The organism is Corynebacterium sp. HMSC035E02, assembly GCF_001836065.1.
Taxonomy (GTDB): domain Bacteria; phylum Actinomycetota; class Actinomycetes; order Mycobacteriales; family Mycobacteriaceae; genus Corynebacterium; species Corynebacterium hiratae.
Genome location: NZ_KV827310.1, coordinates 65494 through 87550, shown reverse-complemented (window position 1 = coordinate 87550; position 22057 = coordinate 65494). Strand labels below are relative to the sequence as shown.

The 22057-nt window shown below is 61.9% G+C and carries 22 protein-coding genes; 2 read left to right on the top strand and 20 right to left on the bottom strand.

From position 1 onward, the window contains the following. Positions 1 to 9 precede the first annotated feature (9 nt). The 20 genes from HMPREF2635_RS02375 to rho form a co-directional block, all read right to left on the bottom strand. Positions 10 to 1587 carry a peptide ABC transporter substrate-binding protein gene (locus HMPREF2635_RS02375; protein ID WP_070511583.1) on the bottom strand — a complete coding sequence of 526 codons (1578 nt, stop codon included), beginning with the start codon at positions 1585 to 1587 and terminating at the stop codon, positions 10 to 12. A gap of 203 nt (positions 1588 to 1790) precedes the next feature. Then, positions 1791 to 2726 (bottom strand): tetratricopeptide repeat protein, encoded by a 936-nt coding sequence (locus HMPREF2635_RS02370; protein ID WP_070821221.1) that lies wholly within the window; start codon positions 2724 to 2726, stop codon positions 1791 to 1793. Next, entirely contained in the window at positions 2723 to 3031 is a 309-nt protein-coding gene (locus tag HMPREF2635_RS02365) for a thiamine-binding protein (protein WP_049155059.1), read from the bottom strand. Before HMPREF2635_RS02365 ends, HMPREF2635_RS02370 begins: the two co-directional genes overlap by 4 nt. Positions 3032 to 3041: 10 nt before the next feature. After that, a complete protein-coding gene (locus tag HMPREF2635_RS13610) occupies positions 3042 to 3326 on the bottom strand; it encodes a hypothetical protein (protein WP_083306479.1) in 285 nt (94 codons plus the stop codon). Beyond that, positions 3326 to 4018: an endonuclease NucS gene (gene nucS / locus HMPREF2635_RS02360; RefSeq protein ID WP_049155061.1), complete on the bottom strand. Its 693-nt coding sequence runs from the start codon at positions 4016 to 4018 to the stop codon at positions 3326 to 3328. The genes HMPREF2635_RS13610 and nucS overlap by 1 nt, the downstream gene beginning before the upstream one ends. Positions 4019 to 4041: 23 nt before the next feature. Next, positions 4042 to 4527: a DUF2550 domain-containing protein gene (locus HMPREF2635_RS02355; protein ID WP_070511579.1), complete on the bottom strand. Its 486-nt coding sequence runs from the start codon at positions 4525 to 4527 to the stop codon at positions 4042 to 4044. A gap of 174 nt (positions 4528 to 4701) precedes the next feature. Next, a complete protein-coding gene (locus HMPREF2635_RS02350; RefSeq protein ID WP_049155064.1) occupies positions 4702 to 5070 on the bottom strand; it encodes a F0F1 ATP synthase subunit epsilon in 369 nt (122 codons plus the stop codon). A gap of 10 nt (positions 5071 to 5080) precedes the next feature. After that, positions 5081 to 6529 carry a F0F1 ATP synthase subunit beta gene (gene atpD / locus HMPREF2635_RS02345; RefSeq protein ID WP_010187062.1) on the bottom strand — a complete coding sequence of 483 codons (1449 nt, stop codon included), beginning with the start codon at positions 6527 to 6529 and terminating at the stop codon, positions 5081 to 5083. Between the two features lie 3 nt (positions 6530 to 6532). Continuing rightward, complete coding sequence (locus HMPREF2635_RS02340) at positions 6533 to 7516, bottom strand: F0F1 ATP synthase subunit gamma (RefSeq protein WP_070511577.1); 984 nt, start codon at positions 7514 to 7516, stop codon at positions 6533 to 6535. 56 nt (positions 7517 to 7572) lie between these two features. Beyond that, positions 7573 to 9213 carry a F0F1 ATP synthase subunit alpha gene (gene atpA / locus HMPREF2635_RS02335; RefSeq protein WP_010187069.1) on the bottom strand — a complete coding sequence of 547 codons (1641 nt, stop codon included), beginning with the start codon at positions 9211 to 9213 and terminating at the stop codon, positions 7573 to 7575. 60 nt (positions 9214 to 9273) lie between these two features. Further along, positions 9274 to 10089 carry a F0F1 ATP synthase subunit delta gene (locus HMPREF2635_RS02330; protein WP_010187070.1) on the bottom strand — a complete coding sequence of 272 codons (816 nt, stop codon included), beginning with the start codon at positions 10087 to 10089 and terminating at the stop codon, positions 9274 to 9276. A 6-nt stretch (positions 10090 to 10095) separates the two neighbouring features. Then, the gene (locus HMPREF2635_RS02325; RefSeq protein ID WP_070821220.1) at positions 10096 to 10668 is read right to left on the bottom strand and encodes a F0F1 ATP synthase subunit B; all 573 of its coding nucleotides are present in this window, start codon (positions 10666 to 10668) and stop codon (positions 10096 to 10098) included. A gap of 45 nt (positions 10669 to 10713) precedes the next feature. After that, entirely contained in the window at positions 10714 to 10956 is a 243-nt protein-coding gene (locus HMPREF2635_RS02320; protein ID WP_010187073.1) for an ATP synthase F0 subunit C, read from the bottom strand. Between the two features lie 98 nt (positions 10957 to 11054). Further along, complete coding sequence (gene atpB, locus HMPREF2635_RS02315) at positions 11055 to 11867, bottom strand: F0F1 ATP synthase subunit A (protein ID WP_049155068.1); 813 nt, start codon at positions 11865 to 11867, stop codon at positions 11055 to 11057. Between the two features lie 447 nt (positions 11868 to 12314). Further along, a complete protein-coding gene (locus tag HMPREF2635_RS02310; protein WP_049155069.1) occupies positions 12315 to 12749 on the bottom strand; it encodes a Cg1360 family ATP-synthase-associated protein in 435 nt (144 codons plus the stop codon). A gap of 16 nt (positions 12750 to 12765) precedes the next feature. Next, the gene (locus HMPREF2635_RS02305; protein ID WP_070821219.1) at positions 12766 to 13941 is read right to left on the bottom strand and encodes an MraY family glycosyltransferase; all 1176 of its coding nucleotides are present in this window, start codon (positions 13939 to 13941) and stop codon (positions 12766 to 12768) included. Positions 13942 to 13951: 10 nt separating this feature from the next. After that, positions 13952 to 14629 (bottom strand): L-threonylcarbamoyladenylate synthase, encoded by a 678-nt coding sequence (locus HMPREF2635_RS02300; protein ID WP_070515577.1) that lies wholly within the window; start codon positions 14627 to 14629, stop codon positions 13952 to 13954. Positions 14630 to 14683: 54 nt separating this feature from the next. After that, complete coding sequence (prmC, locus tag HMPREF2635_RS02295; RefSeq protein WP_070821218.1) at positions 14684 to 15604, bottom strand: peptide chain release factor N(5)-glutamine methyltransferase; 921 nt, start codon at positions 15602 to 15604, stop codon at positions 14684 to 14686. A gap of 22 nt (positions 15605 to 15626) precedes the next feature. Next, positions 15627 to 16703, bottom strand: coding sequence for a peptide chain release factor 1 (gene prfA / locus HMPREF2635_RS02290; protein ID WP_049155076.1), 1077 nt, complete (start codon positions 16701 to 16703; stop codon positions 15627 to 15629). Then, positions 16703 to 18646: a transcription termination factor Rho gene (rho, locus tag HMPREF2635_RS02285; protein ID WP_070821217.1), complete on the bottom strand. Its 1944-nt coding sequence runs from the start codon at positions 18644 to 18646 to the stop codon at positions 16703 to 16705. Before rho ends, prfA begins: the two co-directional genes overlap by 1 nt. Positions 18647 to 19112: 466 nt before the next feature. On the opposite strand from rho, the gene HMPREF2635_RS02280 reads away from it, so the two are divergent. Both HMPREF2635_RS02280 and moaA read left to right on the top strand, forming a co-directional pair. After that, the gene (locus tag HMPREF2635_RS02280; RefSeq protein ID WP_070547243.1) at positions 19113 to 20867 is read left to right on the top strand and encodes a long-chain fatty-acid--CoA ligase; all 1755 of its coding nucleotides are present in this window, start codon (positions 19113 to 19115) and stop codon (positions 20865 to 20867) included. 49 nt (positions 20868 to 20916) lie between these two features. Beyond that, entirely contained in the window at positions 20917 to 22056 is a 1140-nt protein-coding gene (gene moaA / locus HMPREF2635_RS02275) for a GTP 3',8-cyclase MoaA (protein WP_049155079.1), read from the top strand. Position 22057: the final 1 nt, after the last annotated feature.

Here is a 22057-nt window from a genome sequence, read left to right as displayed (position 1 = left end):
ACCAGATCCCTAGTTCTTCTTCACCGCGTAGTACACCGGCAGGGACTTCCAGTTGAATGTCACGTCCTGGACGTTCTCCGACCACCCGCCGACCACGTTCGGGTAGAACAGCGGGATGGAGGGAAGGTCACGCAGCAGCAGCTCCTGTGCCTGGTTGTAGAGCTTCGCGGCTTCCTCCTCGTTCGCGGCGCCGTTGGCCTTCACAATCAGTTCATCGAATTCCGGGTTGGAGTACTTCGAGTCATTCGAAGCTACGCCCGTGGTGAAGTTTGGCCCAAGGAAGTTACCCATCGAGGGATAGTCGGCGAACCACGCCGTGCGGTAGGCGCCGTCCATACGCTCGGTGCGGTAGGCATCGCGGAAGGACTTGAAGTCCGGGTAAGGGTTGCCCACGGCCTGGATTCCCAGCGCGTTGCTGATGCTGTTAGCCACCGCATCAGCCCAGTCCTTGTTGTCACCATCGGTGTTATAGTTGATCGGGAACGTGCCTTCAAAAGCACCGTACTTCTTGTCGGCCTCCGCCCACAGCTTCTTGGCTTCCTCCGGGTTATAGTCCAGGTTCTCCGAACCCGGCAGGCTGTCGTTGTACCCGTTCAGCACCGGTGAGGTGAACTCCCGGGCCGGGGTGCGGGTGCCATGGAAGATGGTCTCCGCGATCTCCTCACGGTTGATGGCCATCGAGATTGCCTTGCGTCGCAGCGTGCCCTCTTCCCCACTGAAATGAGGCGTTTCTACGTGGATGGACATCTCCAGGTAGGTGGCAGCCGGCTTGGTCTCCTCGCGGCCGGCCAGGTCCTGCTCATAGCTGCCGAAAGCGGATGAAGGAATGGCTTCGAGCACATCGAGGTTATTCGCCAGCAGGTCCATGTACGCAGCACTAGAGTCGGCGTAGAAGGCGAATTCGATGCCGTCGTTCTGCGCTGCGCGGTCGCCCTTATACTCCGGGTTCGGCTCGATGATCAGGTTCTGGTTGTGGTTCCATTCCTTGATCTTGTACGGACCGTTGGACACCGGGGTCTCGCCGAAAGCCTGTGGGTCCTCCAGTGCGGCCGCAGGCACCGGGAAGTACGCGTTGTAACCTAAGCGGCTCGGAAAGTCGCTTTCCGGTTGGGTGAGCTCGATGGTGAAGGTGCGCTCATCGATGACCTTGAGGCCCTCCATTTCTTTGACGCCTTCACCGTAGCCCTTAATGGAGGAGAAGAAGCTCTCATTGAGCTGTTCGTTGGCTACAGCGTAGTTCCACGTATCGACGAAAGTAGCCGCGGTTACGGCGGAGCCATCGGAGAACTTCAGGTCCGGCTTGAGCGTGACCTTGTAAGTCTTGTCCCCTTCCTTGTCAATGGACTCGGCCATCTCGTTGTGCACGTTGCCGTCAGCGTCGTAGTACACCAATCCGGAAAACAGCATGTCGACGATGCGTCCGCCACCGTTCTCATTCGTCATCGCGGGGATAAGCCCCTGCTGCGGCTCGGTGCCCAGAACGCGAACATAGTTGGCACCGCCGGCACTATCGGAGCCGTCGCTTCCGCAGGCGGCAAGGGTAAAAGCAAGAGAGGCGGCGCCGACGACGCCGAGGAGCTTGCGCATGAGAGTCCTCCTGAAAGAGTTAAACAACAAGTGTGCGTGATAACACTAGAAGGAATTTAGCATGCTTCAACTCACATAATAGATTTAACGCAAAAGACCCTCAGGAGAGGACTCAACGGAGTCATCCTGAGGGTTCAACCCGCGACAGTCTTGGAAGGTCACTCTGGGCCCAGCACAAGCCGGGCACTATTACTACGCCGTCTTTAGTACAACGCGCTCGCCAGCTTCGTGCGCGCGGCCAGCACGCGCGGATCGCCGGAGTCAAAGAGCCCAAAGAGCTCCAAGAGGCGGGTCTTGAGCTGTTCCTTCTCATCCCCACCGGTGCGCTTCATGGCGTCGATGAGGCGCTCGAAGGCGCGGTCAGGGGCACCGGCGACAACCTCCGCGTCGGCGGCATCGAGCTGCTTGGACACATCCTCCGGGGCGGCATCCGCAGCGGCGACGGGATCCTCGCTGCGATTAGCTGGGTCCAAACGCTTGAGCAACAGCGTGGTATCGCGGGCCTGCTTGATTTCCACGTTGTCTGGCTCGGCGGCCAAGATCTCCTCGTAGGTGGCGATGGCGGAATCGAAATCGCCGCGGTTGAGTGCGTCTTCCGCAAGGCTCAGGCGCGGATCAGCAACTTCCTCTGCGGGGTTCTCCCCTGCTTCGCCCTGTTCGGGTAGGCCCTTGAGCTGGGGGCCGAGCTTGTCGACGATCGCCGCGATCCACTGCTCGAGGTTCTCACGCGGCTGCCCGCCCTCGAAGTTGGTCACAGGCTGGCCGGCGGCAATGGCGACGGTGGTCGGCAGATTCTGCACGCCGAAGACCTGCGCCACCTGGGGCACGACATCAGCGTTAATGTAGCCCACGATGAACTTCAGCCCACCGGCGGCCGCCATTTCCTCGAAGTCCTTCTTGAGCTGCTCAGAGGCAGGCGAGCGCGGCGAGCCAATCAGGGCGATAACCGGCACCTCCGCAGAGCGGCGCACCAAGTCATTCTCGAAGTTCTGCTCGGTGACCTCGAAGAAGGGCGCGATCCCTCCGCTGGAGCTAGCGGCTCCGGCGCTTGCAGCCTGTGTCTGGGCTTGCGCCCGTGCCTCCGCCTGCTGCTTGATCGCACCCAGGTCGAGGGCTCCTCCTACGTACGGTCCGGTCACTTATTCTCCTCCAGGTAACGGTTAACGGAATCTACTTTTTGGGTGATTTGCCCGGTCACGCCTTCGCGGATATCGGCCTTAATCACCAGGCTCGTGCGCGGCGACACGGCGCGTACGGCATCGGTGGCCTCCTTAATGACCGCGAAGACCTCGTCCCATTCACCCTCAATGATGGTGAACATGGAGTTGGTCTCATTGGGCAAGCCCGAAGCACGGACAACACGCACTGCTTCGGCCACGGCCTCGGACATTTCAGCACTTTCATCGCCCACGACAGTGGGCGCTACGGAAAAGGCAACAATCATGCCCGCCATCCTACCGCCGGTCCCAGCAGTGCCGGTGCCAGTGTCGACGGTCCTCACCGCGCCCACCGGTATCCCGTGGCCACGCCACGATGTGCGCCACCCCGGGAGGGATATTCTGGTTGCATCCTGGGCAAACGTAAAACTTCTGGGCGGCGGCACTTCCGACGTGCCGCATGACGAAGGGCTCGCCATTGGTCCAGGTCGGCCCTGCCACCGTCTGCGAGCCCAGGAAGGCGCTGCCATCGCGCGGCAGCGAGCGCGACTCCTCGCGGATTCTGCGGTTGCGGCGTGGCACTAGAACAACCGCAGCTCGTTGGATTCGATGCCGCGCAGCTCCTGGTAGTCCAGGACCACGCAGCGAATGCCGCGGTCCTCCGCCAGTGTCCTGGCTTGGGGCTTGATTTCCTGCGCGGCGAAGACACCATGCACGGGTGCTAGCAAATCATCGCGGTTAAGCAGTTCGAGGTAGCGCGTGAGCTGCTCGACGCCATCGATGCCCCCGCGGCGTTTGACCTCCACGGCGACGAACTCGTTCTCAGCGTTCTTCGCCATAATGTCCACCGGGCCAATAGCCGTGGGGTACTCGCGGCGCACCAGAGAGTACTTCTCCCCCAACGTTTCGATGTGCTCGGCCAGCAGCTCTTGCAGGTGGGCCTCCACACCGTCCTTGACCAAGCCCGGATCTTCACCTAGCTCCATGTCGATATCCTGGTGGATCGCAGCAATGGTGATGCGCAGCTGCTCACCCTTGGGGTTCTCCACCAGCCACAGCTTTTCCCCGGTGTCTTCGCCATCGATATCCTCAATCGCTGACTCCTCAAAGGTGCACGGCGGCGTCATCCAGTTCAAGGGCTTGTAGGCGCGATCATCCGCGTGGATGGACACCGAACCATCGGCCTTAATGAGGATGAGCCGATCCGCCATCGGAAGGTGGGCGTCGAGGCGGCCGACGTAGTCTACGGAGCATTGGGCGATGACAAGACGCATGCCCTCTACCCTATCGTTGAGCGCTACTTCTTAGGTAAACGGGTAGCCCGTTGGCGCATCTGGTGATAGTCCAGCTTTTCTTGGCGCTTCGACGGAGCCGACTCCACCCACGCGTTCAGGGCCATAATGCCCTGCGCATCGGAGGCAATCTCGTAGTCCCGCCCATCGATGCGAATCTGGATAATTTGATGATCCGAGGGCATAAAAGAAGCCTCGTCATCGTCCATCGGGCGAGTCTTACCCAATTCGATGTCGAGGCGATTAAAACGCTTGTTAGCGCGCGGCATGACGGAGCGAAGCTTAAAGTAATTCATATACTCGCCGTCATAGCGCACGAGACCGTGACGCCAAGAATGAGAGTCCTTCGACGGTAGTTGGCGCAAAAGGATGCTCGTGCCGCGGGAGCGCACGGTGAAAAAGCGCACCGCCGCCAGGATGAGGAAAACCAGAAGGACCAGTGCACACAGACCTAAAAGAATTGTTAGCCCCTGAAGCACCTGAGAATTCATGGGTTGATTGTACCGCCGTTGGAGTAGACAACGCTAGTCATTGCTCAGAGTTACTCGTCTTGGGGGCGGAGAAGACGAAGGAACCCCACCCCCTCTTAGCGAGGTTGTGGGGTTCCTAAGTGAAAGTGGGAAGGGCGGTCATTGCTGCCCGTCGGTTCCCTCTCCGCTCATCCGTTAGCTGTTGAAGCGGCGTACGGCGCGCAGTGCAGCTTCGCCGCGAGACCTTGTCAACTCACGCTCAGACTTCAGGTCTTCCTGTGCCTGGGCTTCATCGACCTCGCGGGCCCAGATGGCCCAATCGGCGAGGACGGTGATCTTGTTCTCGGACACGGAGAGGAAGCCACCCTGGACAGCGGCGACGCGACGGTCGCCGTCGACTGGGTGGATGGTCACAACACCATTGTCGATCAACTGACCGACCATGGGCTCATGACCAGGAAGCACGCCGATCTCACCCTCGGTGGTCTCAGCCGTCACCATGGTGGCCTTGCCGGTCCACAGCAGGCGCTCGACGGAAACCAATTCGGCGGTGATGTCAGCCATGTGCCTCTCCCTACTTCTTCTCAGTCAGCTTCTTGTACGCAGCCTCGACGTCGTCCAAGCCACCCAGGCCGTTGAAGGCCTGCTCCGGGTAGTGGTCGAATTCGCCGTTGCAGATGCGCTCGAAAGCATCGATGGTATCGGCCAGCGGCACGTAGGAGCCCGGCAGGCCGGTGAACTTCTCTGCGACGAAGAAGTTCTGGCCCAGGAAGCGCTCGATACGGCGAGCACGCTGAACGGTAATCTTGTCTTCCTCAGATAGCTCATCCATACCAAGGATGGCGATGATGTCCTGAAGCTCCTTGTTCTTCTGCAGAATACCGATGACGCGCTGTGCAACCTCGTAGTGGCGCTCGCCCACGATGGACGGCTCCAGAATACGAGAGGTAGAGGTCAGCGGGTTCACTGCCGGGTAAATACCCTTCGAAGCAATACCACGGTCCAACTCGGTGGTGGCATCGAGGTGGGCGAAGGTGGTCGCCGGAGCCGGGTCGGTGTAGTCATCGGCCGGCACGTAGACGGCCTGCAGGGAGGTAATGGACTTACCCTTGGTGGAGGTAATACGCTCCTGCAGCACACCCATCTCATCAGCCAGAGTCGGCTGGTAACCCACGGCGGAAGGCATGCGGCCCAGCAGGGTCGACACCTCAGAACCGGCCTGGGTGAAACGGAAGATGTTGTCGATGAACAGCAGCACGTCCTGGTTCTGCACATCGCGGAAGTACTCCGCCATGGTCAGGCCGGACAGAGCCACGCGCATACGGACTCCTGGCGGCTCATCCATCTGGCCGAAGACAAGTGCGGTGTCCTGGAGAACGCCCATCTCTTCCATCTCGAGGAAGAGGTCGGTGCCCTCACGGGTGCGCTCGCCGACGCCGGCGAAGACGGAGGTACCGGAGAACTCGCGTGCGATACGAGTAATCATCTCCTGGATAAGAACGGTCTTACCCACACCTGCACCACCGAACAGGCCGATCTTGCCGCCCTTCACGTACGGGGTCAGCAGGTCGATGACCTTAATACCGGTCTCCAGAATCTCGGTCTTACCCTCGAGCTGGTCGAAAGCCGGCGGCTCGCGGTGGATGCCCCACTGCTCGCCATCGCGGCCCAGACCCGGCTGGTCAAGGCAGTCACCGAGGGCGTTGAAGACGTGGCCCTTGACCACATCGCCCACCGGGACGGAAATCGGCTTGCCGGTGTCGGTCACGGCGGCACCGCGGACGAGGCCGTCGGTCGGAGCCATGGACACGGCACGGACGAGGTTGTCACCGAGGTGCTGAGCGACCTCAAGGGTGACGGTCTTTGCAACAGCCTCGAGGGTCACCTCGACGGTCAGTGCGTTGTACAGTGCCGGCAGCCCGCCACGCGGAAACTCCACGTCGACGACCGGACCGATGACACGCACCACACGGCCGGCGGTAGCCGACGACTGTGTGTTCTGCTCTTGCAGAGCTGTAGTCATAATCTAGTCACTTTCTGCGCTTTCGGCGAGCGCCCCAGCGCCACCGACGATCTCTGTGATTTCTTGGGTAATCTGCGCCTGACGGGCCTGGTTGGCCACGCGCGAGAGGTCCTTGACCAGCTCGGTAGCGTTGTCGGTTGCAGACTTCATTGCGGTACGGCGTGCGGCGGACTCGGAGGCCGAGGACTCCAAGAACATCGCAAATAGGAGGCGAGACACGTACTGCGGAAGCAGCGCTTCCATCAGGGTGTCCGCATCCGGCTCGAAGTCGTAATCAGGGGTGATCTGATTGTTCGGCTCGGCGTCGGAAAGCGCGGACTCACCCAGGTTGTAGTCCTCTTCCTCGATAACCGGTACCACCGGCAGCAGCTGCTGCACACGCGCGGTCTGGGTCAGCATGGACTCGAACTCGGTGTACACGACGTGTACCTGGTCGAAACCGCGAACGGTCTCGCCCTCCACGTTAATGCCCTCGCGGGTCTTGGCCTGGCCGTTCGAACCGGCGACGAAGCCGTCGATAATGTGGCGGCGCACATCGTGCGTCTTTTCCCAGGTCGGATCCTGCGAGAATCCAGTCCAGCTGCCTGCGACCTCGTCCTCACGGAACTTGTAGAAGCCAACGCCCTTGTTGCCGGTCACGTAGCGGACGGTCTCGAAACCCTCGCTCTTGAGCAGGGCTTCCAGCTCGGCCGCCTTCTTGAAGATGTTGTTGTTGTAGCCACCGCACATACCGCGGTCCGAAGAGACCACGAGAATAGCGGCAACCTTCGCATCTTCGCGTTCCCGGAGCATCGGGTGATCCAAGGACGTGTGCGCCGCCAGCTTGTTAAGCACGTTGGACAGTTCACGTGCATAAGGCTGCGCCGCTTCTACCCTGGCCTGAGCCTTGGTAATGCGCGAGGTAGCAATGAGCTCCTGTGCCTTGGTGATCTTCTTGGTGGAATTGACGGACCGGATACGGTCACGCAGTTCACGAAGATTAGCCATGGTGTTCGCTCCTCCCTTCTTTTTCTAGACGGTTAATTCTTAGAGCGTGCGAAACTCTATTTGGCCGTCTTGCGGGAGACGTTGAGCTCGGTCTTATTCACATCATCCGCGGCGAGTGGGTCAACCGGCGCCTCGGTACCAAGGTTGTTGCCCTCGGTCGTGCGGAAGGACGGAGTGAAGTCCTTTGCTGCTGCAACAAGTGCATCCTTGGACTCGTCGGTCAGAGCGGTACCGCCCTGGATCTGCTCGAACACCTGCGGGGTTGCAGAGTTGAGGTGGTCGTGCAGCTCCTTCTCGAAGCGGCGTACGTCCTCGACGGGAACGACGTCGAAGATGCCCTGGTCTGCGAGGAAGATGGACACCATCTGGTACTCGACAGGCTGCGGGGAGGACTCGGACTGCTTGAGCAGCTCGACGAGGCGCTCACCGCGCTCCAGCTGAGCCTTGGAAGCCGGATCCAGGTCGGATGCGAAGGCCGCGAAGGCCTGCAGGTCACGGTAGGCAGCCAGCTCGAGACGGAGGTTACCGGCAACCTTCTTCATACCCTTGGTCTGTGCGGCACCACCAACACGGGAGACGGACACACCGACGTTAATTGCCGGACGGACGCCCTGGTTGAACAGGTCGGACTCCAGGAAGACCTGGCCGTCGGTAATAGAAATAACGTTGGTCGGAATGAAGGCGGAGACGTCGTTCGCCTTGGTCTCAATGATCGGCAGTGCGGTCATGGAACCTGCACCCATGTCGTCAGAGAGCTTTGCAGCACGCTCCAGCAGACGGGAGTGGAGGTAGAAGACGTCGCCCGGGTAAGCCTCGCGGCCCGGCGGACGGCGCAGCAGAAGGGAAATCGCACGGTAGGCCTCAGCCTGCTTGGTCAGATCATCGTAAATGATCAGGACGTGGTTGCCCTGGTACATCCAGTGCTGACCCAGAGCTGCACCGGAGAACGGTGCCAGCCACTTGAAGCCGGCGGCGTCGGATGCCGGAGCAGCCACGATGGTGGTGTACTCCAGAGCGCCGTGCTGCTCCAGGGTGTGGCGCACACCAGCAATGGTGGAGCCCTTCTGGCCGATGGCGACGTAGATGCAGCGGACCTGCTTGTTCTTGTCGCCAGATTCCCAGTTAGCCTTCTGGTTCAGGATGGTGTCGATACAGACGGCGGTCTTACCCGTCTTACGGTCACCAATGATCAGCTGACGCTGACCACGACCAATCGGGGTCATCGCGTCAATAGCCTTGATGCCGGTCTGCATCGGCTCTTCCACCGGCTGACGCTGCAGCACGGACGGTGCCTGCAGCTCGAGGACGCGGTCCTCTTCAGCGGTGATCGGGCCCATGCCGTCAATCGGCTGGCCCAGGGGGTTGATAACGCGGCCGAGGAATTCCTCGCCCACAGGGATGGAGAGAACCTCGCCGGTCCTCTTGACCTCGTCGCCTTCTTTAAGCGACTCGAAGTTGCCCAAGACCACGACACCGATGGAGTTGGTGTCAAGGTTCTGTGCGACGCCAATTACGCCGCCGGGGAACTCGAGCAGCTCATTCGCCATGACGGACGGCAGGCCCGAAACCTGCGCAATACCGTCAGCTGCCGAAATGACCACGCCGACCTCCTCACGGGAGGCCTCCGCGGAGTAGCTCGAGGTGTAGTTCGCAATCGCGCTACGGATCTCGTCGGAGGAGATCGTCAGCTCCGCCATGTTCTTCCTGCTCTCGGTAGTATCTTCCAGCAATTACTTAATCGTTTCTGTCGTTTCGGCTTATGCCATCTGCGCGCGAAGGCGAGCAATCTTGCCTGCCGTCGAACCATCGATGACTTCGTCGCCGACGCGGATGGTCATACCACCGAGGAGGCTGGTGTCAACCTCAGAGTGGATGGACATCGCACGACCATAAATTTTGCCCAGCTTTTCAGCGAGTGCTGCCCGCTGGCTATCGTTCAGCTCACCCGCCGAGGTCACGCGCGCGATGGTACGGCCCTGCAGCTTGGCTGCAGTGTCCGCCAATCCGGCGAGATCATCAATCGGGTTCTGCTCCGGGCGGCCAATGGCCTGCAGCGCAAGCGCTTCAGTGACCATCGTGACCTTGCCGTAGAGCACGCTTGCCAGCAGCCCAACCTTGCGGTCGGACGTCGCAGTACGGTCTGAAAGCAGCTGGGTCAGTTCGCCTTCGCGGTCAAGCACGCGCGACAGGGAGAAGAGTTCGTCTTCCACCTGGCCCAGCTTGCCCTCAAACTCAGCGCCACGCAGCAGTGCGCGACGGCCAAGGATGATAAGGCCGCGGGCGATATCACGCGGGGTCGACCACTGTGCGGCGGCTGCCTCCTGGAGCACCTGCAGTGCTACCGGGGAAACCTTGCCGCCGAAAAGGGTCTGGACCAGGGACTTGCGCTCCTCGGAGGTGGAGGCGTCGTCGGTCAGCGCGACGCGCAGCTCGCGGTCGCCGTCGAGAACGCGGACCACCTCAAAGAGGTCCTGGCCTGCCTGGGTAGCAGTCGCCACCGAGCGGTCACCGGAGAGGAACTCATCCAGCTTGGACTCAACGGTAGCGAGTGCTTCGCGGCTAGCTGCCTTCATCGTTGCCTACTTTCCGGCCGGTGCCACAGTGTCGAGCTCGGACAGGAAGTTATCAATGGTGGAGGACTGCTTGGTGGCGTCCGAAAGTTCGCCGCCGAGCAGCTTCTCTGCCAGGTTGATGGAGTTCTGTCCGATGTCGGAACGCAGCTCAGACACGACCTGTGCGCGGGAAGCTTCAAGCTGCTTCTCGCCAGCGGTCAGAATGCGACGAGACTCTTCTTCTGCAGCTTCCTTAGCCTCTGCCTCGATCAGCTTGCCGCGCTCGCGCGCCTGCTCACGAATCTCCGCAGCCTCTGCTCGCGCGTCAGCGAGCTGAGCATTGTACTTTTCCAGAGCGGCCTTTGCTTCGGCCTGCTGAGCCTCCGCACGCTTAAGGCCACCTTCGATCCGGTCTTCACGCTCCTGCAGCATCTTGTTGTATGCCGGAAGAACGAGCTTCCAGAACACAATCAGGATGATGATGAACGGAATGAGAGACCAGACCAAGTCGTACATCTTGGGCAGAAGGATAGAGTTGCCCGACTCGAGGGGCAGGGTTTCACTTCCTTCTGCTGCAAGGTAGTAAATGACGTTGTTCATGGGGCTCCGTTCTTAAAGTTCGATTTACTTTGTGTAAAGCGCTCTTTAGAACAGGAAGCCTGCAACGAGGCCAATCAGGGCGAGGGCCTCAACGAAGGCGATACCCAGGAACATGGTGGTACGCAGCTGGCCAGCCATCTCCGGCTGACGTGCCATGCCCTCGACGGTCTTGCCGACGAGGATACCGATGCCCAGACCCGGGCCGATGGTTGCGATGCCGTAGCCGATGGCGCCGAGGCCCTTGAGGGTGGACTCGTCAGCAGCCTGAGCAAGAATGATTTCGTTCATGATGAAAGTCGTTCCCTTTCAAAGTTTTCCCACGGATTCTTCCGCGGGGGATGTGGTGGTTTTGGGGTATTTAGTTAACCGCGAGGTTCGCGTTGTTGTTAGTGCGAATCTGCATGCAGCGACAGTTCGATGTATACCGCCGTCAGCAGGGCGAAAATGTATGCCTGCAGGAAGATGACGATAATTTCGTACAGCGTGAACAGAACCGCTGCGACCAGAGTGAGGCCACTCAGTGCAGTCCAACCGTTGAACTGGAAGAAGAAGAAGTTCGTTGCCGAGTACAACAGGACCAAAATGAGGTGGCCAGCCAGGAAGTTCGCCATCAGACGAAGAGCCAGCGTGACTGGGCGCATGACAAACGTAGAGAAAGCCTCAATCGGCACGACAAGCACGTGCAGCAACGGCGGCAGGTTAGGAATAACCACCGAGGACTTGATGAACTTGCCGAAGCCAAAGCGCTTGGCGCCGGCGTAAATCATGGCGATGTACGCGACGACAGCCAGCACGATTGGCATACCAATACGAGCGTTCGGAGAGATGTTTAGAGCTGGAACAATAGTTGCTACGTTCCAGAACAAAACACCGAAGAAGATCGTGGCCAGGATCGGAAGGAATCGACGTCCTTCCTTGCGGCCCAAGATGTCTTCTGCGATGTGAATTCGTACGAAGTCAATCGCATGCTCCGCTACGTTTTGCAATCCTTTAGGAACCAGCTTCGGGTTCCTGAAGGCGACAACAAAAAGGAGCACCAGGATGGCCGCCATGAACAGACGAACCAGCATGATGCGATCCAAAGCGAACCAACCGTTGGCGAAATCGGCGAAAAGAAGATCGACGACTTCACCATCATCGGTTACGTGCCCCGGGAAAAATTCTGGATCCAGTTCGGGTGCGTGAAACTCACCCTTCATGGCCAATGTCGTAACGCTCAGCGTTCTCTCCCGTGTTCGGGCCACACAGCTTGTCGAAGGCTATGTGGTGCGATGGACGTCTCAAGCTCTTTGCCCTGTCTACGGACTCCGTCGCACATCAGCGTAAACAGGGCAAGGATAAACCGTACTTTTTCGGGATAGCATGACGCTAACCCGCGGTAACCCGAAGAGAATGCTATCAGTTCGCCCTCAAGTTTTCGCACGTGGGGGCCCCGTTGCGGCCCTAAAGGCACAGCCTAGTGCCAGTGGGCCCTATAAAACGCCCACATTCTGCCGAAACCCTGCCAAGTGTATTTGGTCACACACCCGTGTTTTCCCACCTTGACGGGGGTAACGGGGGCTGTCGCCGTGACCACTTAACTACACAAAAAGCCACCCTCCCGGGGTCACCGGAAGCAGTGGCTCACTCTAAAAGGTCGAGACTGGCTAGGACACGTAGGTCACGTTGGATGTAATCACACCCCAGACCTCAGTGCCGAGCGTCACAGCCAACGCTAGCAGCACGGTGACGAAAAGCGCCATCGTGTCGTAGAACTCAAGATCCTTAATCAGCAACAGCACCATAATGAGGATGACCACCTTGAGCAGCCAGCCGCCGAGCACCACCGCCATCGTGGTCGACGGCGTGGTGCGCGCAGTAAGAAGAACTGAGGCCGCGGTAAAGAGCACGAAGCCGCCACCAATGGCCGCGCCAACGAGGACACCCCAGATTCCGGGCAACCCACGGACACCGCCCCAGATAGCCAGGGACGCGATGGTCACGACGACAAGGCCGATGGCCCCAAGGCGGAGCGCACGCTTGAGGGGACGCCGATGATCGTCGTACGGCGAAAGCTCTTCGGAGGTCGTTGAATCAGTCACAGCCCCATACCCTACCTCAGGAGGGATCCGTTTCCAGCACCACGCTGGTGGGACGCGACTGGCGCCCAAGCTTGCCCTGGCGCAGCGGAATCAGGGTCACGCCAAAGGCAACGACGAGCGCAACAAGCGCTAGTACGACGGCCACGGGCGCGGGGACGATGGAAAAAGAGACCGCCCCGAAGGCCACCGCAGAGACCCACAGGTACAGCACCAACACGGTGCGGCGGTGGGTATGCCCCAGCGAGAGCAGCCGGTGGTGGATGTGGGCCTTGTCCGCAGCAAAGGGTGAGCGCCCCTGGGACACGCGCCGGATCACGGCCCAGACAAGGTCGAGGACTGGAATAAAGACCGCAGCAACAACGACGATGACGGGCGACATCAGCGCCACGATGTCTACGGTGCCATACAGCGACATGTTGATCTTGCCCGACGCGGAGGTCGACGCCGCGGCAAGCAACAAACCGATCAGCATCGCTCCGCTATCCCCCATGAAGATGCGGGAGGGCTCGAAGTTATGTGGAAGGAACCCGGCGCACACGCCCACGAGCGCCGCCGCGATGATCGCCGGCGGATAGGCTGAGACCGCCCCGCCCTGGTCGTGCAGCACGGTCAGCGAGAAAAGCAGGATGGCACCACCCGCAATCATGCCCAGCCCGGCAGCCAGCCCATCGAGTCCGTCCACAAAGTTGATGGCGTTGATGAGCAGGACTGTAAAGAACGTAGTCAAGAGTGTCCCCTGGACCTGGTCGAGGATGACCGTGGTTCCATCACCAAAGGGCAAGAAGAGAAGAGTCCACGTCAGACCGAGACCGCTCATGATGGCCGCGGCCACCAATTGCCCGATGAGTTTGACCAGAGCGCTCAGCTCCACCAGGTCATCCACCACGCCGACGAGTACGATGGCCGCGGCTGACCACAGCACAGCGTTCATCTCCGGCGTGACCGGCATAAACCCGCGAGTCAAGGCTGGAAGCTGGCCCGCGAGATAGACAGCAGCCGCAAACCCCGTGAACATGGCAACGCCACCCAACTGCGGGGTGGGTTGCGAGTGACTATCACGCAGACGAATCTCCGCCACCTGTCCGCTGCGCACCAGGACGCTGCGCACCAGTCCGGTGGTGATGTAGGTAAACGCCGCCGCGACGAAAATGATCAACGCCAGTTCGCGCAGCGGCACTCCGGTTCCAGCCACTGATGTCTCCTTAAGAGGATTGGCTACCCGGCCGGGTGCGCAAGGACTCTGCAGACACTCCGATGACCTCGCCGATCTGCTCGGCGCTCAGCGCGCCTTCGCGCAAGAGGTAGGGGCGCGGACCGGACAGATCGATAATGGTGGAGGGCTTGCCCACCTCGGCCTCTCCCCCATCCAGATAGACCGTGACGGCCTTGCCCAGCTGCTGCTTGGCGGCAATCGCGGTGGTCGGCGGGGTTTGCCCAGAAATATTCGCGGAGGAGACCGCCATGGGGCCGACCTCGCGGAGGAGCTCAATAGCAATGGGGTGCAGGGGCATACGCAACATCACCGTGCCACGGGTATCGCCCAAGTTCCAAGGCAGCGAAGGCGCTTGCGGCACCACGATGGACAGCCCACCCGGCCAGAAGGCCTCGATGAGGGTCTGCGCGGTGTCATCCAACGAAGCGACAAGCCCCTTGACGGTGTCCCAGGAGCCGACGAGCACCGGCACCGGCATGTCCGGGCCGCGGTGTTTGGTGGCCAAAAGGCTGGCCACGGCATCGTTATCGAAAGCATCGCAGCCCAGCCCGTAGAGCGTGTCGGTGGGCATCACGACGAGTCGGCCTGACTTGGCTGCTTTGACGGCAAGTGCCATGCCTTCCTCGCGCTCAGCAGCGTCCGCACAGTTATAAATCTGTCCCTGCATTGGTCTCTCCTTTAATCCCGTTCTTGTCGGCTTGTCGACCAATCTTCGACCAATCTACTGTACTCCCCGCTTCGCTGTGACAAATCGTGCGGTGCCAGTGAGGTCTTTGAGCACCTCGATATCGCTGAAGCCGCCGTGCGCGCGCAGGGCTTCCTGCACTTGTTGGGAGGTCTCGTCGTCGTGCTCAATGCCCACACGCCCGCCGGGGCGCAGCAGCGCGGCGATGGTCGGAATCATCGCGTTGATGGTCTCCATGCCGTCTGCTCCCCCAAACACCGCATCGTGCGGATCCTGGTAGACCTCTGGGTCCAGGTCCGGGGTCTCCGGAACGTAGGGTGGGTTGGTGAGCACGAGGTCAACGGTGTCGTGCAGCTCCGACAAGAGCTGGGCGTCGGTGACGTCGCCCTGCACCACGTTCACAGAACCCGCCCGGCCGCGCGCAGCGGTTGCGGCATTGCGCCGGGTGTAGGCCAGGGCGGCGTCGGCAAGCTCCACTGCCCACACCTGGGCCTGCGGCACATAGTGGGCGACGTACAGCGCCAGCGCCCCGGATCCGGCGCACAGATCCACGACGCGGGGCGGCTGCGAGTTAAATTCCTTTGTCCCGTACGAGTTAAATATCGTCATCTTCCCCGAGTTAAGTTTCGTCAGAAACTTAACTCCCCAGTCGGCGAGCACCTCCGTCTCCGGGCGCGGGATGAACACGCCGGGGCCCACCTCGAGTTCGAGGGCGCCGAACCACGCCACGCCCAGGATGTGCTGGAGGGGCTCGCGCGCTTCACGACGCCCCACCAACGCCCCATATGCCACGTCAAAGCCGGGCATCGGAGCCTCGTTAAGCGGGATGTCCATGTGGCCGCAGTGGATGAGGTGGGCAGCCAGCAGGCGCGCGTCCCACTCGGGTGAAGGTACCCCGGCAGCGCGAAGGCGCTCCGTGGCATCACGAAGCGCCTCCCGATAGGTGTGAAAAGTCACCGAACTAAACCGTGCCTTAGCCTTAGTCCTCAGCCTCAAGGCGCTCCGCGCGCTCCTGGGCCTGCAGGGCATCAATGAGGTCCTGCATGTCACCGTTGAGCACGGAATCCAAGTTATTGGCCTTGTAGCCGATGCGGTGGTCGGTGATGCGGTTCTCCGGCCAGTTATAGGTGCGGATGCGCTCGGAGCGGTCCATGGTGCGCACCTGGGAAGCGCGCTGCTCGCCGGCCTCGGCCTCGCGGGCCTCGCGCTCCATCTGGTCCAGGCGTGCCTGCAGCACCTGCAGGGCGCGCGCCTTGTTCTGGATCTGGGAGCGTTCCTTCTGACAGGTCACCACCAGGCCGGTCGGCAGGTGGGTAATACGCACCGCGGAGTCGGTGGTATTCACGCCCTGGCCGCCCTTACCGGAGGAACGGTACACGTCGACGCGGATGTCCTTGTCATCGATGTTAACGGCTTCGACTTCTTCCGGTTCTGGGTAGACCAGCACACCAGCTGCGGAGGTCTGGATTCGGCCCTGGGACTCGGTCACCGGCACGCGCTGCACGCGGTGGACGCCGCCCTCAAACTTGAACACGCTCCACGCACCATCGCGCGAGGGGGTCTTGGACTTGAAGGAGATGGACATGTCCTTCACACCACCGAGGTCGGACTCGTTGAGGCCCAGGACCTCCCACTGGAAGCCGACCTTATCGGCGTAGCGCTCGTACATGCGGGCCAGGTCGCCGGCAAAGAGTGCTGCCTCTTCGCCGCCGGCGCCGGCCTTGATCTCCATGATGATGTCCTCGGAGTCATGCTCATCGCGCGGGGCCAGCAGGTCCGCGAGCTTTTCCTCCAGCTGGACGACGAGCGGCTCAAGGCGGTCGACCTCGGGCTGGAACTCGTGGTCCTCGTAGGCCATCTCTTTGGCATCGGCCAGGTCCTGGCGAGCCTGGACCAGCTCGTCGTTCACGGCGACGATGGGCCGCAGTTCGGCGTAGCGCTTGGACAGCTTGCGGAACTGGGACTGATCACCGGCTACCTCCGGGTCAGCCATCTGCATTTCGATGCCTTGGAACTCGGAGACAATGTCATCGACGAGGGAAACCTGGTTAGACATTACTTGTAGTCCTCCTCATCCGTGTCAGCCGCCATGGGCGCGGACGAGGCCACCTGCATGAGGAACTCGCCGTTGGAGCGGGTCTTCTTGAGCTGCTTAATCAGCAGGTCAATAGCGGCGAAGGAGTCCAGGCCGGAGAGGATGCGGCGCAGCTTGGTCATGATGCGTGCTTCCTCCGGAACCAGCAGGAGCTCGTCCTTGCGGGTGCCGGACGGGTTGACATCCACGGCCGGGAAAATGCGGCGCTCGGAGATGGCGCGGTCCAGCTTGAGCTCGGCGTTGCCGGTGCCCTTGAACTCCTCGAAGATGACGGTGTCACCGGTGGAGCCGGTTTCCACCATCGCGGTAGCGATGATGGTCAGCGAGCCGCCGTTCTCGATGTTGCGAGCAGCACCCAGGAAGCGCTTCGGCGGGTACAGGGCGTTGGAGTCCACACCACCGGACAGGATGCGGCCGGATGCCGGGGAGGAGTTGTTGTAAGCGCGGCCGAGGCGGGTGATGGAGTCGAGCAGGACGACGACGTCCTTGCCCTGCTCCACCAGGCGCTTGGCGCGCTCGATCGCCAGCTCCGCCACCGAGGTGTGCTCTGACGGCGGGCGGTCAAAGGTAGAGGCGATGACCTCACCGTTGACGCTGCGCTGCATGTCGGTGACCTCTTCGGGGCGCTCGTCCACGAGGACGACCATGAGGTAGCACTCCGGGTTGTTCGTGGCGATGGCGTTGGCGATGTTCTGCAGGATCGTCGTTTTACCGGCCTTCGGCGGGGAGACGATGAGCGCGCGCTGGCCCTTACCAATCGGCATGATGAGGTCGATGACGCGGGTGGTGAGGATCTTCGGGTCCGTCTCCAAGCGCAGGCGCTGGTTCGGGTACAGCGGGGTGAGCTTGGCGAAGTCCGGGCGCTCCTTCGCGGTGGACGGATCCAGGCCGTTGACGGTGTCGACCTCCACGAGCTGGTTGTACTTGCGGCGGTTGCGGCCGTTGCCATGGGTGTGGGTCGGGCCGGAGACCTTGACCTTGCCGGTCAGGGCGTCGCCAGAGCGCAGGCCCAGGCGGCGCACGAGGTTGTTGTTGACAAAAACATCGGAGCTGGCCGCGCGGTAGCCGGTAGTGCGCAGGAAGGCCACGTTATTGTCGACGACCTCGAGGATGCCGCCCACTACCTGTACTTCATCGCCTTCGCGGATCTGCAGGTCATTGCCGCCGTTGCCGCCGCCATCGCGGTCACGGCCGCGGCGGTTGCGACGGTTACGGCGATTGCGGCGGCCACCGCCGCCGTTGTTGTCATCATCGTTGCGGTGGTTATCGCGGCGGTTGTTGTTGCCGCCCCCGCTATTGCCACCGCCGTTGTTGCCACCGTTGCCGTGGTCCCCGTTATCGGAGTTGTCGGAGTTGTTGCCGCCACGGGACTGGTTACCCTCCGACTTGGACTGCTTGTCCTCGGCGCCGTTGCCATTTCCGTTGCCGTTGTTATTGCCCTTGGCTTCTTCGCGGGCCTCGCGCTCCTGGCGGCGCGCGCGGTTACGGCGGGCGCGGCGGGCCTGGGAGCGGGACTCGTAGCGTTGCTCGTCGTGGCCGTCCTTCTGCTCGGACTCCTGAGCGCCGTCCTCGCCCTTGTGGGTGTTCTCAGGCTCCTGCTTCTCGGAGGCCTGGTCAGCAGCGCCGGCAGGGCGGGAAGCCTTGCGGGTCGCGCGGCGCGGCTGCGCGTCCTTCTTCGACTCCTTCTGTGCGGAGTCCTCTGCGGCGGGTGCGTCCTTAGCCTCGCCCTGGGCAGCGGCCTTCGCGCCGCGCGCCGGCACCTGGCCGGTGGTCAGGGCAGTAATGAGATCCCCCTTGCGCAGTCCGGAGACGCCGCGAAGTCCGCGCTCCGCAGCTAGCTTGCGCAATTCCGGCAGCTTCAGGGAGGCGAGATCCTGTGCTGCGGTCTTGTCCGTATCGCTCACGGATATCCTTTCGTCGCTTCACCAACGCGCGCCGTCTTGTCTGCCGCACCTGCACTGTGCGTGGTGCTGTTCCAAGCGGGCGTTGGAAGCCAGTGTGTAATTGGGATGGTCCTCCGCCACCAGCGAGTTCACGCAACCGCGATCCCCGTGGGCGGTGGTTGTCTTGGCTCTCCCCCCTCTCCGGCCCGGCGGTACGGAACGTGAAGGACTCCTTGTTGAACTCCTGAAAGCACTCAAGGAATCGGCCGCGGGTCAAGCGCGGGGAGATATTTTAAGAAGGCGACTGCGAGCGTATCTCTCCCCTCTCACCGTCGCGCGCACCGTTGGACTGCCATGAGAGTGTCACCGCAGGTGTGTGCGCCGTGGAGGGAGCTCGGAGATGCGGGGAAAGCGTTCCCCACCAGTCGCGGATAACTATACCGCATCCTTCCCCCGCGCTCACACTGACACGGCTAAAGTAGTGCGCATGCTCTCCACAATGCAGGATATCCCGCTGTCCCTCACCCGCATCCTGGAGTACGGTTCCTCCGTCCACGGCCAAACCCAGGTCATCACCTGGCACAGCGCCAATCCCGGCAATGAACGCGAGGAAACCACTTTCGCTGATGTCGGCGCCCGCGCCGCCGCCTTCGCCCACGCCCTGCATGACACGCTCGGCATCACCGGTGACGAGCGCGTGGGCTCACTGATGTGGAACTGCGCCGAGCACCTCGAAGTGCTTTTTGGCACCGCCTGTAAGGGAGCGGTGTTCACCCCGCTCAACAAGCAGCTGATGAATGATCAGATCCGGCACATCATCAACCACGCCGAGGTCCGCGTCATCGTCGCGGATTGTCGCCTCGCCGAGCAGCTTGCCCAGGTTCTGGAAGGTGTGGACTGTGTGCGTGCGGTGGTGTTTACGGGCGTCGGCAAGCCCAGCACCGCTCTGCCGGGCAACGTTGAAATCTACAGCTACGAGCAACTGCTGGATGGGCGCTCCACCGTCTATGACTGGCCGGTTTTGGATGAGCACACCGCCGCCGCACTGTGTTACTCCACCGGCACCACTGGTGCACCAAAGGGCGTGCTCTACTCCCACCGCGCTCTGTACTTGGAAGGAATGCAGCTGCGCTCCTCCGATTCCCTGTGTGTGACCCACGGCGAGACATTCCTGTGCTGCATCCCCATCTATCACGTGCTGAGCTGGGGTGTTCCCTTTGCTGCGTGGATGACGGGCACGCCGCTGGTGCTTCCCGACGCCGACGTCTCCCCCGCCACCCTGGCCAAAATCATCGCCGCCACCTCCCCGCGCGTGGCGCACGGTGTGCCCACCATTTGGATTCAGCTCTTCGTGCACTACCTCAAGAATCCACCGGAGCGCATGACGCTGACGGAGATCTTCGCTGGCGGCTCGCCTGTGCCACCGCAGCTCATCAAAAGCTGGGAAGAGCGCTACGGCGTGGACGTGGTCCACGTGTGGGGCATGGCGGAAACCACCACGGTGGGCACGGTGGCCCGCCCACCCTCAGGCGCCTCGGGCGAGGCTCGCTGGGCCTACCGCATCTCCCAAGGGCGCTTCCCTGCCTCCCTGGAATACCGCGTGGTCAATGACGGCCACGTGGTCAACACCACCGACCGCAACGCTGGTGAGATTCAGGTCCGCGGCAACTTGGTCACCGGTTCTTACTACCACTCGCCCGCTTCGGAGGACGGCGGTGCTGCCCACGAGTTCCGTGGCAAGGATGTCGAGGACGCGGACTCCAAGTTCACGGCCGACGGCTGGCTGCGCACCGGCGACGTCGGCTTCGTCACCGAGGATGGCTTCCTCACCGTGGAGGATCGCGCCCGCGATGTCATCCGCTCCGGCGGTGAGTGGATCTACTCCGTCCAATTGGAGAACCTCATCATGGCCAACCCGGTGGTGCTGGAATGCGCCGTCATTGGCTACCCCGACAAGCAATGGGTCGAGCGCCCGCTGGCTGTCACCGTGCTCGCCGCGGACATCAGCCCCACGATTGAGACCGCCGAGCGCCTGCGCAACGGGATGCGCTCTGAGCTTCCCTCCTGGATGCTGCCGGAGTATTGGACCTTTGTAAAATCCATCGATAAGACTTCGGTGGGCAAGTTCGACAAGAAGGACCTGCGCGCCCACTTGGCGGAAGGCGAGTACAACATCATCCGGCTGAAGGGCCCGGGCGAGGCGCAGCGCTTAGACGCCGAAGAGGGCGGCGCGGAAGACTAGCCCCACCCCGCCTACTCATTCGGCAGGCTTCGATCTAGACTTGCCAGCAATGTCCGCCCAACGATCCCAACCTTCGCCACACACCTCCGCCCCGCTGACGCTGCCATTGCCGCGCGTACGGGGCGCGGGGACTCCGCCCACGGACCTGCCGGCGCCAGGGCCCGACGGCCGCCGCGCGCTCGTGGATCGCTACGGCCGCCAAGCCCGCGACCTGCGTGTCTCCCTGACGGATCGCTGCAACCTGCGCTGCACCTACTGCATGCCCGCCGAAGGTTATGAGTGGCTGCCCACCGAACACACGCTCAGCGATGAAGAAACCATCCGTCTTATCCGCCTCGCGGTAGACAAGCTCGGCATCCAGCAGGTGCGCTTCACCGGCGGGGAGCCGCTCCTGCGCGGCTCCTTAGAGAAAATCATCGCCGCGACCAAAGCTCTGCGGACCGACGAAGGTACGGCACCCACTACTGCTCTCACCACCAACGGGCTGGGCCTAGATAAGCGCCTGCCGGGGCTGCAGCGCGCCGGGCTCGACCGCGTCAATATCTCCTTAGACACCCTCGATCCGGAGCTCTATGCCCGGCTCACCCGGCGCGACCGCCTGGCAGATGTGCTCACATCCATCGACGCCGCGCTGGCCGCCGACATGGACCCAGTCAAGATCAACGCCGTCATCATGCCGGGTGTCAACGAGTCTGCGATCCTTCCCTTGGCTCGCTTTTGCCTCGAACGCGGCGCGCAACTGCGCTTCATCGAGCAGATGCCATTGGGCCCACGGGAGGAGTGGGCGCGTTCCCGGATGGTCACCGCGGAGGATATCTTGGCGCGCTTGGCCGAAGACTTCGAGCTCACCCCGGCTAAGAAACCCCGCGGCTCCGCGCCGGCGGCACTGTGGTCCGCGGTCTCGCGCGATGGCTCCCTCCCCATAGGACACATCGGGGTGATCGCCTCCGTAACTCGGCCCTTCTGCGGGGACTGCGACCGCACGCGCCTGACCGCAGACGGCGCGGTGCGCAATTGCCTCTTCGGCAACTCGGAAACCTCCCTGCGCGACCTCATGCGCTCTGGCGCCAGCGATGCGGAGCTAGCTACCGCGTGGGCGGGTGAAATGTGGAGGAAATTACCGGGCCACGGGGTGGATGATGAAGGTTTCCTCCAGCCGGATCGCCCGATGTCCGCCATCGGTGGCTAGA